Raw genomic sequence first — 15506 nt, forward strand, 5'->3', positions numbered from 1 at the left:
CGTCGTCTCCGCCCGGTGCTGCAGCGTGCAGCGCCGATCCCGTCCCTCGCGGTCCGGATCAGCCCGCCGGACTCGGAGAGGGAGAGGGGGTCGAGGACTCCGCCTCGAGCGTCGAGGTGACGAAGGAGACGAACGCCGCCGCGTCGTCCGGCTTCCCCGTGTACTGCTCGCCGTTCACCAGCACGGTGGGCGTCGACTCGAGCTTCGGCAGCGAGGAGTTAGCGAGGGGGAGCGAGGTGGCCCGCTCGGTCGCGGCCTTCACCCAGGGCCGGAACTCGCCCGCGGTCATGCAGGCGAGGACGTCGTCGTCGGTGACGCCCGCTCCGGTCACCAGCGCCCGCAGAGCGTCGTCGTCGAGGCCCGTCGTCCCCTCCGCCGGCTGCTGCGCGAAGAGCGCCGCGTTCACGGCGAGGAAGCGGTCCGGATCCTCGTCGGCGACGCACGCGGCGGCGTTCGCGGCCCGGCTGGAGTACTCGGAGCCGGCCGAGGAGGAGTCGAGGATCGCCACCGGGTGGATCTCGAGCGTGATCGCCTCCTTCGTCAGCCACGACTGCAGCTGCTCGGCGTTCGCCTTCTCGAACTGCCCGCAGTACGGGCAGAGGTAGTCGACGTAGAGGTCGACGGCGACGACTCCGCCCGCCCGTGTGGCGCTCTCGTCGGTCGGGACGGGGGATGCTCCCGGAGCGATCGCCGCGCTCGTCGTCGCCGTCACGGCCGAGCCGTCGCCCGCGAGGACGATGCCGTCGCTGAGCATGTTCGCCGGGCCGGCGCTCGCGACCTCCTGCTGCGACCAGACGTTCCAGCAGACCAGGGCCACGACCGCGAGGAGCCCGACGACCGCTCCGCCCTGCCCGAGCAGCCGGTTCCGGCGCCGCCGGCGCCTCTCGGCTTCGCGGCGCTCCCGCGCCTGCGCTCGGGCGAGCTCCTGGCGCTCGCGCTTGGTCAGGCCGCTTCTCGCACTGTTCCCGGACATCGCCGACGACGCTACGGGCGCAGGCTTCGGCGCGCCGTGGAGTGCGCCCGCCGGATCCTGGGACGGAGTGCGGGTCCTCTCAGGGATCAGGCGAAGAGGCCGGAGCCGAGGAAATCGGTCTCGTCGCGGGCACCGGGCGGCACCGCGAACACGGCCGAGCCGACGTGCTTCACGTACTCGTTCAGCGCGTCGGTCGCGAGGTTCCGCTGCACGGTGACGAACTGCTCCGGGGAGCGCTGGAACGAGAGGAAGAACAGCCCCGCGTTCAGGCGTCCGAGCTCGTCGTTGCCGTCGACGAAGTTGTAGCCGCGGCGCAGGAGCCGCACCCCGTTGTTCACGCTCGGGTGCGCGAGGCGCACGTGCGACTCCTGATCGATCAGCGGGGCACCCGTGGCGCCGGCCGCTGCGAAGTCGGGCTCCGTGGACTCCGTGCCGCCCGAGAGCGGGGCTCCGGACCCCTTGCTGCGGCCGATGACCCGCTCCTGCTCGCCCAGCTGGCTGCGGTCCCACGTCTCGATGATCATCCGGATCTTCCGCGCGACCAGGTAGCTGCCGCCGACCATCCACGCGGGGCCGTCGGAGGAGGGGACCCAGACGTGCTCTTCTACGGCGTCGGCCTCCTCGGACTTCACGTTCGCCGTGCCGTCCTTGAAGCCGAAGAGGTTGCGCGGAGTCGCCTGGGCGGTGGACGTCGAGGAGGTGCGGCCGAAGCCGAGCTGAGACCAGCGGAGCGAGGCCCGGCCGAACGCGATCCGGCTCAGGTTGCGGATGGCGTGCACGGCGACCTGCGGATCGTCGGCGCAGGCCTGGATGCACAAGTCGCCGCCGCCGGCCGAGGGGATGAGCGCGTCGCCGCGGAAGCGGGGCAGGGCCTGCAGCTCAGGAGGCCGGCGGTCGGCGAGGCCGAAGCGGTCGGCGCCGGACTCGTCCGTGAAGAGGGTGGGTCCGAAGCCGACCGTGACGGTGAGGGACGCGGCGTCGAGCCCGAGCGCCTCTCCGGTGTCCTCCGGGGGAGCCGTGTCCGGCCCGTCCACCGCGCCGTTCTCGCCGACCTCGAGGCCCTGGGTCATCCGGGAGGCGGCGAGCGTCCAGTCCTTCAGGAGCTCGACGAGGTCCTCGCGCGTGGTGCCCGCGGCGAGGTCGAACGCGGCGAAGTGCAGCCGGTCCTGCGCGGCGGTGGTGATGCCCGCCTGGTTCGCGCCGAAGAACGGCACGGTGCGCGGGGCGGAGGAGGCCGTCGCGCTCGCGGACGATGTGACGGCCACCGTGCCGCCCACTCCGGCGGCCAGCCCGGCCGTCCCCGCCGAGACGAGGCCGAGCAGCCCGCGCCGCGAGAGGCGGCGGGGCTCGTCGGAGGGCTGTTGGGAAGCCGTCGGCCGGGCTCCCTCGTGATGCTCGGCGCCCACTAGGCGGCCGGCTCCTCGACGCCCAGCACCGTGTGGGTCAGCTGCGAGAGCGGCTCGGAGAGAGCGTTGACCGCGTCCGAGAGCTCCTTCTTCTGCTCCGCGGTGACGGTGGAGTACGCGGCGAAGCCGGAGTCGATCGAGCCGTACTGCGCGAGCAGAGCGTCGAGCTCGGAGAACCGCTGCGTGATCCGTCCGGTGAGGTCGGCGCCCTCGTCGCCGCTGGCGGTCGCGATCGGCTCGACGTTGCCGAACGCCACCTCCGCGCCCTGGACGTTCGCGGCGAAGTCGGTGAGGTCGGTGCTCGACCACCAGTCCTCCTCGCCCGTGATCTTGCCGGCCGCGACCTCGTCGAGCAGGCCGATGGCGCCGTTCGAGATGTCGCCCACCGAGACGGTGAAGCCGGGCGCGTTCACGAGGTCGGCCAGGCTCTGCACGTCGTCGACGAGGCCCTGGCCGAACTGCGCGCGCTGCTCGGGGGTGGAGGGCGCCCAGTCGAGGAGCGCGCTCGTGCCGTCGGAGTTGAGCGCACCCTCCGCGGGGGCCCACAGGTCCTTCTCGATGCGGTGGAAGCCGGTCCAGTCCAGGCCCTCGGCGACGGCGTCGACCTCGCGGTAGTCGATGCGCGGGTCGAGGTCGCCGAACGCCTCCGCGGTCGGCTCGATCCGCTCGTAGAAGACGCGGGTCGACGCGAAGAGGCCGCGCGCCTTCTCGTCGTCGCCGGCCTCGTAGGCCTGCGTGAACTCGGCGACCGCGGGGAGCAGCTCGCCCGCCTGCGACTTCACGTACGCCACGTAGTTGGTGACCGCCGCCTCCGTCGCCGCCTTCTCGTCCGCCGACTGAGCGGTGGCCTCACCGGTCACGGTGAACTCGCTCAGCCCGACCGGGGCGCCGACCTGCTGGAACTTGCAGGCGGTGTAGTAGGTGCCCGGCTCGAGCTGAGCGACGTAGGAGACGCTCTGGCCCGGGGTCACGTTCTCCTTCTCGCCCACGATCCGCAGCTTGTCCTCGGCCAGGATCTCGAACTCGTTGACGTCCGAGCCGCCGTTGGTCAGTGAGAACGTCACCGCTCCCGCCTCGGCGGTCGCCGTCGACACCTCGCAGGCGTCGTCCCTCATCGCGACGTCGAGCGCGACGGAGGAGGAGGACGCGGGGGTGTTCGGCACGCAGCCCGTGAGGATCAGCGCCAGGGCGCCGGCACCGGCGAGGCCGAGGGTGACGCGGGGGAGGGTGGGACGAGCGCGCGAGGACATGCTTCTCCTGGATCGGGGCGAGTGCGCCGGCGGTGCCGGAGCGGGTCAGACGGAGGTGGGAGCGGGAGCGGCGACCGGGGCCGCGCTGCCCCGTCGCGGGCCGCGCAGGCGGACCTGGCGGACGAACAGGGCGCCGACGACGACGAGGTAGAGCAGCCAGGCGGCGAACTGCAGAGCGGTCGGCTCGGGCGTGTAGTTGAAGAGGCCGCCGACCACGGCGGTCACGGGCGGCGGGAGGATCGGGCCGAGCGAGAACAGCGGGGTGCCCCAGCCGGGCAGGAGCGACGCCTCCTGCAGGTCGCCGACGCCGTAGGAGAGGACGCCGGCCGCGACGAGGATGAGGAAGCCGCCCGTCCAGGTGAAGAAGCGCCCGAGGTCGATCCGGACGAAGCCCCGAAAGATCAGGTACGCGATGACGACCGAGCTGAGGATGCCCAGCATCGCGCCGACCGTGCCGACCCACGCGCTGGATCCCGACCCCGCAGTGCTCGAGGACACGCTCGCCCAGACGAAGAGCGCCGTCTCGATGCCCTCGCGGCCGACGCTGATGAAGCCGAGGACCACGATGCCGAGGGCCGACCCCGCAACGGCGCCGTCGAGCCGGGACTCGAGGTCGCCCTTCATGCTGCGGGCGTTCGCGCCCATCCAGAAGATCATCCAGGTGACCAGGCCGACCGCGAGGATCGAGAGGCCGCCGCCGATGAGCTCCTGAGCCTGGAACGACAGGGTCGAGGGGCCCCAGGTGAGGATCGCACCGGTGACGAGCGAGATCGCGATCGCGGCGGCGATGCCGGTCCAGAGCCGCGGCAGCACGTCGCGCCGGCCGAGCTTGGTCAGGTAGGCCACGAGGATGCCGACCACGAGGCCGGCTTCGAGGCCTTCGCGGAGGCCGATGAGGTAGTTTGCGAGCACGCGTGTTCTCTTGGTCGATGGTGGACGAGGAGGGGGCGACTCCCGCCCCGAGTCGATCCGGTCGGCGGGGCTCCGTTGTTCGGTAAGCCTTGCCTAACCCGGGTCGACTGTAGTCCGCTGCCCGGTTGCTGTCCAGAAGCGCCCGCAGCGGAGGCCGCGCAGGACGAGAGGCGGAGAGTGGACGCGGGCCGGGACGCAGCAGCGGAGCGGGTGGTGGCGGTGCACGCCCACCCCGACGACGAGACGATCACCATGGGCGGGACCCTGGCGCAGCTGGTGGCGCAGGGCGCCTCCGTCACCGTCGTCACCGCCACGCGGGGCGAGTGCGGCGAGGTCATCCCCGAGGACCTCGCTCCGCTCGAGGGCTCGGCCGAGCTGGCCGCGCACCGGACGACCGAGCTCGTCGTCGCCCTGACGGCCCTCGGCGTCGCCGACCACCGCTTCCTCGGCGAGGCGGGTGCCCGCGCACCCGGCCTCGCTCCACGCGTCTACCGGGACTCCGGCATGCAGTGGGAGCCCGGCCGCGTCCCGGTGCCGCTCGAGCCGGTGCATCCCGCGTCCTTCACCGCCGCGCCCGAGGACGAGGAGGTGGCCGATCTCGTCGCCGTCCTCCGGCAGGTCGACGCGGGCGTCGTGCTGTCCTACGACGCGGGCGGCGGCTACGGCCACCCGGACCACGTCCGCACCGCCCGGGTCGCCGAGCGCGCCGCCGAGCTGCTGGGCCTGCGCTTCCTCGCCGTCCTCCCCGACGCGGCCCCGCCCCTCCCCGGGGACGTCGTGATCGAGCTGTCCGCCGAGGACCACGCCCGCAAGCGCGCGGCCCTCGAGGCGCACGCGACGCAGCTGGTGGTCGAGGGTGACGAGGCCCGCCTCTCGAGCGGTCCGCCGTTCCCCATCGGCCGCATCGAGCGCTTCCGCCCGGTCGCGCAGGCGGGCCGTCCGGCGCCGCTGCCGGAGGAGCGTCCGACGCTGGGATCGCGCGTGCTGTCGGGCGTCGCCGGAGTCCTGGTCGGCGCGGTGGTCGGAGCGATCACGACGGTCGCTCACCAGAGCACCGTGTCGGTCGGCGGAGTCGTCCTCCCGGTCGGCCTGGCCGCCTCCCTCGCCGGCGTGCTGCTGCTCCTGCTCGGGCTGCGCCTCGTGCTCATCGACCGGTTCGTCGCGTTCTGCACTGCAATGGGCCTGCTCGGGATGATCGGGCTGCTCGCCCTGCGCAGCACCGGCGGATCCGTCCTCGTCCCGGCGAACGGCCTCGGCGTGGCCTGGACCTTCCTCCCCGCCCTCATCGCCCTCGTCGTGATCGCCTGGCCGCGGCTGCGGGCGGCCGCTCCCGCCGCCGCCCCGCGGCCCGCGGACGCCGACGCCCCGTCGGCCCCCGTACGATAGAGACACTGTTCGAAGGGACCTGGAGCACCGTGACCTACGTGATCGCACTTCCGTGCGTCGATGTCAAAGACCGCGCCTGCATCGACGAGTGCCCGGTCGACTGCATCTACGAAGGCGAGCGCTCGCTCTACATCCACCCGGACGAGTGCGTCGACTGCGGTGCCTGCGAGCCGGTCTGCCCCGTCGAGGCGATCTACTACGAGGACGACCTCCCCGAGGAGTGGTCCGACTACTACAAGGCCAACGTCGAGTTCTTCGACGAGATCGGCTCCCCGGGCGGAGCCGCCAAGGTCGGCGTGATCGCGAAGGACCACCCGGTCATCGCGGCGCTGCCTCCGCAGAGCCACTGAGGCCGCTCCCGTGGCCCTCAGCGCGCTGCCCGACTACCCCTGGGACCTGATGGCGCCCTTCGCCTGCACGGCGGCGGAGCACCCCGGCGGGATCGTCGACCTGTCGATCGGCTCGCCGGTGGACCCGACGCCCGCCCCGATCCGCGACGCGCTCGCCCGCGCGACGGACTCGCACGCGTACCCCACGACCGTGGGCACCCCCGCTCTGCGCGAGGCGATCGCCGCCTGGTACGCGCGGCGGCGCGGAGTCGAGGGCCTCGGGATCGACGAGGTCCTGCCGACGATCGGCTCCAAGGAGCTCGTCGCCTGGCTGCCCTTCCTCCTCGGACTCGGGGAGGGGGACGTGGTCGTGCATCCGCGCGCCGCCTACCCGACGTACGCGATGGGCGCGGCGATCGCCGGCGCTGAGGCGCTCGCCTCCGACGACCCCGCCGAGTGGCCCGCGACGACACGCCTGGTCTGGCTCAACTCTCCCGGCAACCCCGATGGCGCCGTGCTCGACGTGCCCGCCCTGCAGCGCGCCGTCGCCCGTGCCCGTGAGCTGGGCGCTGTGATCGCGGGGGACGAGTGCTACGCCGAGCTCGGCTGGGACGGCCGCTGGGCCGACGAGCCGATCCCGAGCGTCCTCGACCCGCGCGTGGTGGGGGAGGACCGCACCGGGGTCCTCGGCGTCTACTCGCTGAGCAAGCAGTCGAACCTCGCCGGCTACCGCGCCGCCTTCGTCGCCGGGGACGCGGCCCTGATCGCGCGCCTGGTGACCGTCCGCAAGCACGCGGGCATGATCGTGCCCGGTCCGCTGCAGGAGGCGATGATCGTCGCCCTCGCCGACGACGAGCACGTCGCCGCGCAGAAGGAGCGCTACCGCTCCCGCCGCGACTGCCTCCGGCCCGCCCTCGAGTCCGCGGGCTTCCGGATCGACCGCAGCGAGGCCGGCCTCTACCTGTGGGCGACCGAGGGCCGCCCGGCCTGGGAGTCCATCGACCGCCTCGCCCGCCTCGGCGTCCTCGCGGGCCCCGGCGTCTTCTACGGGGAGGGCTTCCCCGAGCACGTGCGCCTCTCGCTGACGGCCTCCGACGAGCGGATCGACGCGGCCGTGGAGCGCCTGTCCGGCGGCCTCTGAGGCGTTCGACCCGGCCGATCCTGGCGGGTTCCGACAAGGCCCCGGCCCCAGCGCTGGGCGATGTCACAGTGCCCCCGCTTTGCCCATAGGCTGTATGTGGTTCGGTCGACGGCGCCTCGCGAGGCCCCGGCTGCACCACGATCCAGACCCGGCGCCGCCCGCTCCGCGCGAGCGCTTCCGGGGTGCGACCGCGACGACCTGGGAGGCGTTGTGACCGAATCCGGCACGCAGAGCGACGGAACCGCGACGGTGGGCTCCACGGAGCCCGCGACCGGGAGCGCCACGACATCGCCTCCCGCGCCGGCGGAGCAGGAGCTCCCCGAGAAGGTCACGCTCACCTTCGGCGACCGCACCGCGGACTTCCCGGTCCTGCGCAGCGTCGACGGCTCCTCGAGCATCGACTTCTCGACCCTGTCGAAGCAGACCGGCTTCATGTCGCTCGACTACGGCTTCGTGAACACGGCGGCGACCAAGTCGCAGATCACCTACATCGACGGCGACCAGGGGATCCTCCGCTACCGCGGCTACCCGATCGAGGAGGTGGCCACCAACGCGACCTACCTCGAGGTGGCCTGGCTCCTCATCTACGGCGAGCTGCCGACGGCCGACGAGCTCGCGGGCTTCGACGAGCGCATCCGCCGCCACACGCTCCTCCACGAGGACCTCAAGCGCTTCTTCGACGCGCTCCCTCACAGCGCGCACCCCATGTCGGTGCTCTCGGCCGGAGTGTCGGCCCTGTCGACGTACTACGAGGACAGCTCCAACCCGAAGGATCCGGAGGCTGTGGAGCTCACCTCGATCCGCCTCCTGGCGAAGCTGCCCGTGATGGCGGCGTACGCCCACAAGAAGGCGATCGGCCAGGCGTTCCTCTACCCGGACAACTCGCTGAGCTTCGTCGACAACTTCCTCCGCCTCAACTTCGGCACGATGGCCGAGCAGTACCAGGTCGACCCGGTGCTCTCGAAGGCGCTCGACCGCCTCCTGATCCTCCACGAGGACCACGAGCAGAACGCGTCGACGTCGACCGTCCGCCTCGTCGGCTCCACCGAGGCGAACCTCTACGCCTCCGTCTCGGCCGGCATCAACGCCCTGTTCGGCCCTCTGCACGGCGGAGCGAACGAGGCGGTGCTCACCATGCTCGGCCGGATCCGCGAGTCGGGCGAGAGCGTGTCGACGTTCGTCGAGCGGGTGAAGAACAAGGAGGAGGGCGTGCGCCTGATGGGCTTCGGCCACCGGGTGTACAAGAACTACGACCCGCGCGCGAAGCTGGTCAAGGAGAGCGCCTCCGAGGTCCTGCAGGCCCTCGGCGTGAAGGACCCGCTGCTCGACATCGCGATGGAGCTCGAGGCCCTCGCTCTCGAGGACGACTACTTCAAGGAGCGGCGCCTCTACCCGAACGTCGACTTCTACACGGGCGTCATCTACAAGGCGATGGGCTTCCCGACCCGGATGTTCACCGTGCTCTTCGCGATCGGCCGCCTGCCCGGCTGGATCGCCCACTGGCGCGAGATGAACACCGACAAGCAGACCAAGATCGGCCGCCCGCAGCAGCTCTACATGGGCGCGCCCGAGCGCCACTGGCCGACCGACCGCTGACCGGTCCCCGAGAGCCCGTCCCCGCCGGGGGCGGGCTCTCGCCGTGCGGCGCACCCGCCTCTCGTCGGCCGTCCGAGGCTCGAACCGCTTCTTCGAGGCGGGACGCAGAGCGGCGTGGTCGCCGCGGACTCGATCAGCTCGGATCGTTCCGGGGCGCCGCATGCGGGACCAGCGGCGCCGGACGCCCGCCCTCAGGCGTGCAGGGCGGCGTTCAGCTCGATGCCGGCGCCGGTGCGGGGGAGGACCTCGACGGCCCCGGTGAGGGAGTTGCGGCGGAAGAGTAGGTTCGGCACGCCCGAGAGCTGCACGGCCTTCACGGTCTGCGGGGCGCCGTCGGCGCGCGGCGCTCCGCCGACCACGACGACCTTGGTGCCAGCGGTCACGTAGAGGCCGGCCTCGACGACGGTGTCGTCGCCGAGGGAGATGCCGATGCCCGAGTTCGCACCCAGCAGCGCCCGCGCGCCGATCGAGACGCGCTGCACTCCTCCGCCCGAGAGGGTGCCCATGATGGAGGCGCCGCCGCCGATGTCCGAGCCGTCGCCGACCACGACGCCCTGCGAGATGCGCCCCTCGACCATCGAGCTGCCGAGAGTCCCGGCGTTGAAGTTGACGAAGCCCTCGTGCATCACCGTCGTGCCGGGTGCCAGGTGCGCGCCGAGGCGGACGCGAGAGGTGTCCGCGATGCGCACCTTCGCCGGAGTGACGTAGTCGGTCAGCCGCGGGAACTTGTCGATGCCGGTGGCCTGGATGCCGTGGCGCCGGAGCGAGGGCCGCAGGCGGGTGAACGACTCCGGCGAGACCGGACCGGCGTTCGTCCACACCACGTTCGGCAGGTGCGCGAAGACGCCGTCGAGGTTCACCTCGTTCGGGCGGACCAGGAGGTGCGAGAGCAGGTGCAGCCGCAGGTAGGCGTCGGACGTGGAGGCGGGCGGCGCCTGCACGTCGATCTGCAGGGTGACCACGTCGATGCGGACCTCGCGGCGCGGATCCTCGCCGGCCTGCTCCTCGAACTCCGCCGGCACGATCCAGGGGTCGCGGCCGGCCGGGATGGTGCCGAGGCGCGGCTCCGGGAACCAGGTGTCGAGGACGGTGCCGTCGGCGGCCACGGTGGCGAGCCCGTATCCCCAGGCGGAGGCGGGCGCGGAGGAGTCTGCGGAGTGCTCGAGGGTCATGCCGATCAGGGTAGCGCGGAGCGTCCGGCCGCTACCCTGGGGCGCATGGCCGATCCGACCACCGCCCCTCCGCTCGATCTGCGCACCGATCCGGTCGCCCTGACGCGGATCCTCTGCGACATCCCGTCCGTCTCGGGCGACGAGCTCGAGATCGCGGACGCTGTGCAGTGGGCGCTCGAGCAGTACGACCACCTCGAGGTCATCCGCGACGGCCACACCGTCGTGGCGCGGACGAACCTCGGCCTCGCCCAGCGCGTCGTGATCGCCGGGCACCTCGACACGGTGCCGGTCAACGGCAACCTGCCCGTCGTCGCCGAGACGATCGACGGCGTCGAGCACCTGGTCGGCCGCGGGACCGTCGACATGAAGGCCGGAGTGGCGGTGCAGCTCGTCCTCGCCGCCGAGCTCTCCGATCCGGCCGTCGACATCACCTGGATGTGGTACGACAACGAGGAGGTCGCAGCGGACCTCAACGGCCTCGGCCGTCTCTCCCGGCACCGCCCCGACCTCTTCTCCGCCGACTTCGCCGTGCTCGGCGAGCCGACGAGCGGAGCAGTGGAGGGCGGCTGCAACGGGACGCTCCGGGTCGACGTGGTCACCCGCGGCGTCCGCGCCCACTCCGCCCGCAGCTGGGTCGGCGAGAACGCGATCCACGCGGCCGCGCCGATCCTCGACCGCCTCGCCGCCTACGTGCCGCGCGAGGTCGAGGTCGAGGGCCTCGTGTACCGCGAGGGCGTCAACGCCGTGCGCGTCACCGGCGGGGTCGCGGGCAACGTGATCCCGGACCTCTGCACGGTGCAGGTCAACTACCGCTTCGCCCCCGACCGGTCCGGGGAGGAGGCGCTCGCCCACCTCGAGGAGCTCTTCGAGGGGTTCGAGGTGACGGTGGACGATCTGGCCGAGGGCGCCCGCCCGGGGCTGGACGCACCTCTGGCCCAGGCCTTCCTCGCGGCCGTCGGAGCCGAGGCGAAGCCCAAGTACGGCTGGACCGACGTCGCGCGGTTCTCCGCCATGGGCATCCCGGCTGTCAACTACGGACCGGGCGACCCGCTCCGGGCCCACGCCGACGACGAGCGCGTGGCGGTGCACGAGATCACCGAGTGCGCCGAGGGCCTCCGCCGCTGGCTGACCGCGTCCTCGTGAGCGCGAGCGCCACGGCCGTCCCCGTCCGACTCCGCCTCCGCCTGCGCCTGGTCCCGTGGTGGGCGCGGGTCCTCCTGGTGTACATCGCGACCCGCGTGGTCACGACCGTGATCCTGCTGCAGTTCGCCGCGCACCAGCTCGCGAACCCGTGGACCGGCCCCTCCCCGTCCTACTCGGCCTTCGCGTCGATGTGGGACGGCCGCTGGTACGAGATCATCGCGGCCACCGGGTACCCCGGCTTCCTGCCGATCACGCAGGACGGCCACGTGGGGGAGAACGCCTGGGCCTTCATGCCGCTCTACCCGGGGGTCGTGAAGGCGCTGATGGCGGTCACCGGCCTCACCTGGGCTCCGGCCGCCGTGACCGTCTCCGTCCTGTGCGGAGCCGGAGCCTGCCTCGTCCTGTACCGCCTCTTCCGGCACTCCCTCGGCGAGTCGCAGTCGCTGACGGCGGTGCTGCTGTTCTGCGTGGCGCCGACCTCGCCGCTGATGCAGCTCGCCTACGCGGAGTCGATGGCGATGCTCCTGACCGCGGTCACGCTCCTCCTCCTGGTGCGGCGGCGCTGGCTCGCGGTCGTGCCCGTGGTGCTGCTGCTGGGCCTGACCCGGCCGAGCGGGCTCGCCTTCGCCGCCGCGCTCGGCCTGTACGTCGTCTACCGGTTCGTCCGGCGCCGCACGGAGCCGTTCCCGCGGTCGGAGTGGCTGCCGGCCGTGGGCCTGACGGCGTGGGGGCTCGTGGTCGGCTTCCTCTGGCCTGCCGTGGCGTGGGTCGTCACCGGGTCGATGACCGCGTACACCGACACCGAGCTGGCGTGGCGTGCGGTCTACATCGGCTACCAGGAGCTGCTCCCGCTGACTCCGTGGTTCCAGGGCGGCGCCTGGTGGGGCTCGTGGTGGTTCGGTGCTCCGGCCGTCGGCGTCGTGCTGGTGGTGCTCCTGCTGGCGGCGTTCGTCGGGATCCTCGCCGCACCGTGGACACGGCGGCTCGATCTCTTCAGCCGGGCCTGGGTCGCCGGGTACGGCGTCTACCTGCTGGCGTTCTTCTTCCCGCAGTCGAGCACCTTCCGGCTGCTGGGCCCGATGTTCCCGCTCGTCGGAGCGCTGGCGGTGCCGCGCTCGCCGGTCTTCCGCGTCGCGCTGGTCCTGCTCGGGATCGGCGGCCAGATCGTCTGGATCTCGATCTGCTGGGCCGTTGCCGGATCGGACTGGACCCCGCCGTGATCGTGCCGCGCGCCCGCCCGGCGCGGTGCTCCTCCGGGGACTCCCGACTCCCGCACGGGTATGCTCGTCGGAATGTCTCCCCTCACGCCAGCCGGTGAGCCGCGACACGCGTCGCCCCTCCTCCGGCCGACCCGCCGGCGAGCCGCGGCGACACCCGCCCGCTCCCCGCTGACGACCGCCTCCGCCTCCTCGACGGACCGCGGGCCGCTCGCGTGAGCGCCACCGCGACCGCGCCGGAGACGGAGGACGCCTCTCCGTCCCGCTCCCGCTGGGGTCTGCTCCGGAGGATCCCGTGGTGGATCCAGGTGCTCCTGGTCTTCGCCGTGTCGCGGGTCGTCACGACCGTGATCATGCTCCGGGTCGGCGCCGTGCGTCAGGGCGTCGAGTGGACGGGACTCCGCGACACCTACGTCCGGTTCGCGACGACGTGGGACGGCGGCTGGTACGAGCGGATCGGGATGACGGGGTACCCGTCGGTCCTGCCGCTCTCGCCGTCCGGAGCCGTGGAGCAGAACCCCTGGGCGTTCATGCCCGTCTACCCGTTCACCGTCCGCGGCCTGATGAACATCACCGGGCTCGACTGGGCGAACGCGGCGGTGCTCGTCGCCCTGGTCTGCAGTGCAGCGGCGTGCCTGGTGATCTACCGGCTGTTCCGCGTCTCGCTCAGCGAGGGCCAGGCGCTGATGGGGATCGTCTTCTTCTGCGTCGCTCCGACCTCCCCGATCCTGCAGATCGGCTACGCGGAGTCCGGCGGCATCCTCCTGACGGCCGTGCTCCTCCTCCTGCTGGTGCGCCGCAAGTGGGTCTGGACGTTCCCCGTCGTGCTGGTCGTGGGGCTCCTGCGCCCGAGCGGTCTCGCGATCGCGGCGATGACGGGCCTCTACTTCCTCTACCGCGTCTGGCGCCACGTGCGCGGCACCGAGCCGTTCGCCCGCCGGGAGTTCGCCTTCACGGTCTCCCTCACGGTCTGGTCCCTCGCGGTGGGCTTCGCCTGGCTGCTCATCGCCTGGGCGGTCACCGGCTCCTTCACCGCCTACACCGACACCGAGCTCGCCTGGCGCAGCGTCTTCATCGGCGAGGGCGAGCTCGTCCCCTTCACCTCCTGGTTCGCCGGCGGGGGCTGGTGGGGAGGTTTCTGGTTCGGCTCGCCGATCACGGGCATGGGCATCACCGTCGTGGTGGTGCTCGGATTCCTGGCGATCCTGTTCTCGCGGGCCACGCGCAGCCTCGACGTCTTCTCGCGGCTCTGGGTCGGCGGCTACGCGATCTACCTCTTCGCGTTCTTCTACCCGCAGTCGAGCACGTTCCGCATCCTGATGCCGATGTTCCCGCTGGCCGGGGCGCTCGCGGTGCCGCGGTCGACTCTCCTGAGGGTGTTCGTGGTGGCCGCATCGATCGTCGGGCAGATCGTCTGGGTGCTGCTGTGCTGGGTGTTCACCCCGGGCGACTGGTCCCCGCCGTGATCGGCTGACGCCCGACTTCCGGGCGCGGTTCGGAACACCCCCGCGGATGCACGATAATAGGGGGATACGTCACGAAAGGGGAACTCTATGGCGGCCATGAAGCCGAGGACCGGAGACGGACCGATGGAGGCTGTTAAGGAGGGCCGACTCATCGTCGTGCGCGTTCCGCTCGAAGGAGGCGGACGCCTCGTCGTCTCGGTCAACGATGCAGAGGCGAAAGAGCTGCACGACGCGCTCGCGTCGGTGGTGTCTCCCGCCTGATCCGCACCGTCGTGAACGCCCGTCGCACACCGTGCGGCGGGCGTTCCGTCTTTCCTCGGTCGGCCGCGCTCGTCAGGCGCGGCGCTTGTTGGCCTGCAGCAGGCCGTCGCCGATCGGCGAGAGCACGCTGACCACGGCGGGGGAGGCGCAGACCTCGGCCACCAGCGTGCGGAACGCCGTCGCGATCTCGTCGCGCTGCGCGGGGTTGGCCACGCGTCCGCGCCAGAGCGCGTGGGGGACGAGGACCGTCCCGCCCGGACGGACGAGCCGCAGCGCGTGCTCGACGTTCTCGATGACCTGCAGCGGATCGCCGTCGACGAAGACGATGTCGTAGGAGTTCTCGTTCATCCGGGGCAGCACCTCGAGGGCGCGGCCCGGGATGAGCCGCAGCCGGTTGGGCGAGATGCCCGCCTCGTGGAACTGGGCGCGCGCGTGCTGCTGGTGCACGGCCTCGGAGTCGATCGAGGTGAGCATCGCCTCGGGGGCGCCGTCGAGCAGCCACAGGCCGCTCACTCCGGTGCCGGTGCCGATCTCGATGATGGAGGTCGCGCGCGCCGCGGCGGCGACCAGCGCGGCCTGCGCTCCGATCGAGGGGGAGACGGCGTCGATGCCCAGCTCGACCGAGAGCCGGCGGGCCGAGGCGATGGCCTCCGACTCGACGACCGCGTCCTCGGCGTACTTCCAGTTGGCATCCTTGTCGGACACGGGGGCGCTCCTCTGATCGGTGCACCGAGCGGATCGCGCCCGGGCATCGTCAGGGTACGGTGGCGCGCGGGCTCCGCGAGGGAGGCGCGGCGGGTTAGTGTTGTCCTCGTGTTCGGTCTGACGTTCGACAAGCTCCTCATCATCGGGGTCATCGCTGTCTTCGTGCTGGGTCCCGACCGCCTCCCGCACTACGCCGCCCAGCTCGGGCAGCTCGTGCGCAAGGTGCGCGGATTCGCCACGCAGGCCCGGGAGCGCGTCAAGGACGAGATGGGCGACGAGTTCAACGACGTCGACTGGAAGAAGCTCGACCCGCGCCAGTACGATCCCCGCCGCATCATCCGCGACGCCCTGCTCGAGGACGATCCGGCCCCCACCGTGAAGCCGCCCACCGCTGTCGCCGCTCCGGTCGTGCCGGGCGGCACCGGCTCCGCGCAGGACAGCTACTACACGACGATGCAGCGCTCCGTCTCGTCCGGCACGCTCTCGAGCGTCGCGCCGCCGCCGATCGACTCCGAGGCCACCTGAGCCCTGCTCCGCGAGGAGCGTCGG

At 72.2% G+C, this 15506-nt stretch carries 15 protein-coding genes; 9 read left to right on the forward strand and 6 right to left on the reverse strand.

Annotated features, from left to right (window positions below; genetic code table 11):
* Positions 1-58 precede the first annotated feature (58 nt).
* The 4 genes from C5C35_RS02440 to efeU form a co-directional block, all read right to left on the reverse strand.
* Positions 59-973 carry a thioredoxin domain-containing protein gene (locus C5C35_RS02440; protein WP_104246610.1) on the reverse strand — a complete coding sequence of 305 codons (915 nt, stop codon included), beginning with the start codon at positions 971-973 and terminating at the stop codon, positions 59-61.
* A gap of 86 nt (positions 974-1059) precedes the next feature.
* On the reverse strand, positions 1060-2379 hold the full coding sequence (gene efeB, locus C5C35_RS02445; protein WP_104262478.1) for an iron uptake transporter deferrochelatase/peroxidase subunit: 1320 nt from the start codon (positions 2377-2379) through the stop codon (positions 1060-1062).
* The gene (efeO, locus tag C5C35_RS02450) at positions 2379-3629 is read right to left on the reverse strand and encodes an iron uptake system protein EfeO (RefSeq protein ID WP_104262479.1); all 1251 of its coding nucleotides are present in this window, start codon (positions 3627-3629) and stop codon (positions 2379-2381) included. Before efeO ends, efeB begins: the two co-directional genes overlap by 1 nt.
* A 45-nt stretch (positions 3630-3674) precedes the next feature.
* A complete protein-coding gene (efeU, locus tag C5C35_RS02455) occupies positions 3675-4541 on the reverse strand; it encodes an iron uptake transporter permease EfeU (protein WP_104225548.1) in 867 nt (288 codons plus the stop codon).
* Positions 4542-4718: 177 nt separating this feature from the next.
* On the opposite strand from efeU, the gene C5C35_RS02460 reads away from it, so the two are divergent.
* The 4 genes from C5C35_RS02460 to C5C35_RS02475 all read left to right on the forward strand — a co-directional run bounded on the left by C5C35_RS02460 (position 4719) and on the right by C5C35_RS02475 (position 8993).
* Positions 4719-5927, forward strand: coding sequence for a PIG-L family deacetylase (locus C5C35_RS02460; RefSeq protein WP_146082919.1), 1209 nt, complete (start codon positions 4719-4721; stop codon positions 5925-5927).
* Between the two features lie 29 nt (positions 5928-5956).
* Positions 5957-6277: a ferredoxin gene (gene fdxA / locus C5C35_RS02465; RefSeq protein WP_104222984.1), complete on the forward strand. Its 321-nt coding sequence runs from the start codon at positions 5957-5959 to the stop codon at positions 6275-6277.
* A 10-nt stretch (positions 6278-6287) separates the two neighbouring features.
* On the forward strand, positions 6288-7397 hold the full coding sequence (dapC, locus tag C5C35_RS02470) for a succinyldiaminopimelate transaminase (RefSeq protein ID WP_104262480.1): 1110 nt from the start codon (positions 6288-6290) through the stop codon (positions 7395-7397).
* Positions 7398-7607: 210 nt separating this feature from the next.
* Complete coding sequence (locus C5C35_RS02475) at positions 7608-8993, forward strand: citrate synthase (RefSeq protein ID WP_258068982.1); 1386 nt, start codon at positions 7608-7610, stop codon at positions 8991-8993.
* Positions 8994-9184: 191 nt separating this feature from the next.
* Here the strand turns inward: C5C35_RS02475 and dapD are convergent, their stop codons facing one another.
* A complete protein-coding gene (gene dapD, locus C5C35_RS02480) occupies positions 9185-10165 on the reverse strand; it encodes a 2,3,4,5-tetrahydropyridine-2,6-dicarboxylate N-succinyltransferase (RefSeq protein ID WP_104232738.1) in 981 nt (326 codons plus the stop codon).
* Positions 10166-10210: 45 nt separating this feature from the next.
* On the opposite strand from dapD, the gene dapE reads away from it, so the two are divergent.
* The 4 genes from dapE to C5C35_RS02500 all read left to right on the forward strand — a co-directional run bounded on the left by dapE (position 10211) and on the right by C5C35_RS02500 (position 14252).
* On the forward strand, positions 10211-11308 hold the full coding sequence (gene dapE / locus C5C35_RS02485) for a succinyl-diaminopimelate desuccinylase (protein ID WP_104246604.1): 1098 nt from the start codon (positions 10211-10213) through the stop codon (positions 11306-11308).
* Positions 11305-12528: a hypothetical protein gene (locus C5C35_RS02490; RefSeq protein WP_258068984.1), complete on the forward strand. Its 1224-nt coding sequence runs from the start codon at positions 11305-11307 to the stop codon at positions 12526-12528. Before dapE ends, C5C35_RS02490 begins: the two co-directional genes overlap by 4 nt.
* Positions 12529-12740: 212 nt before the next feature.
* Positions 12741-13991, forward strand: a complete 1251-nt coding sequence (locus tag C5C35_RS02495) for a hypothetical protein (RefSeq protein ID WP_104246603.1) — start codon at positions 12741-12743, stop codon at positions 13989-13991.
* A gap of 87 nt (positions 13992-14078) precedes the next feature.
* Positions 14079-14252 (forward strand): DUF3117 domain-containing protein, encoded by a 174-nt coding sequence (locus C5C35_RS02500; RefSeq protein ID WP_068208299.1) that lies wholly within the window; start codon positions 14079-14081, stop codon positions 14250-14252.
* A gap of 72 nt (positions 14253-14324) precedes the next feature.
* Here the strand turns inward: C5C35_RS02500 and C5C35_RS02505 are convergent, their stop codons facing one another.
* Positions 14325-14957, reverse strand: a complete 633-nt coding sequence (locus C5C35_RS02505) for an O-methyltransferase (RefSeq protein ID WP_104222989.1) — start codon at positions 14955-14957, stop codon at positions 14325-14327.
* Positions 14958-15065: 108 nt separating this feature from the next.
* Here C5C35_RS02505 and C5C35_RS02510 point away from each other — a divergent pair, with 108 nt between their 5' ends.
* Positions 15066-15482, forward strand: coding sequence for a twin-arginine translocase TatA/TatE family subunit (locus C5C35_RS02510; RefSeq protein ID WP_146076468.1), 417 nt, complete (start codon positions 15066-15068; stop codon positions 15480-15482).
* Positions 15483-15506 lie beyond the last annotated feature (24 nt).

The sequence above is a fragment of the Rathayibacter sp. AY1F8 genome (assembly GCF_002932165.1).
Classification (GTDB): domain Bacteria; phylum Actinomycetota; class Actinomycetes; order Actinomycetales; family Microbacteriaceae; genus Rathayibacter.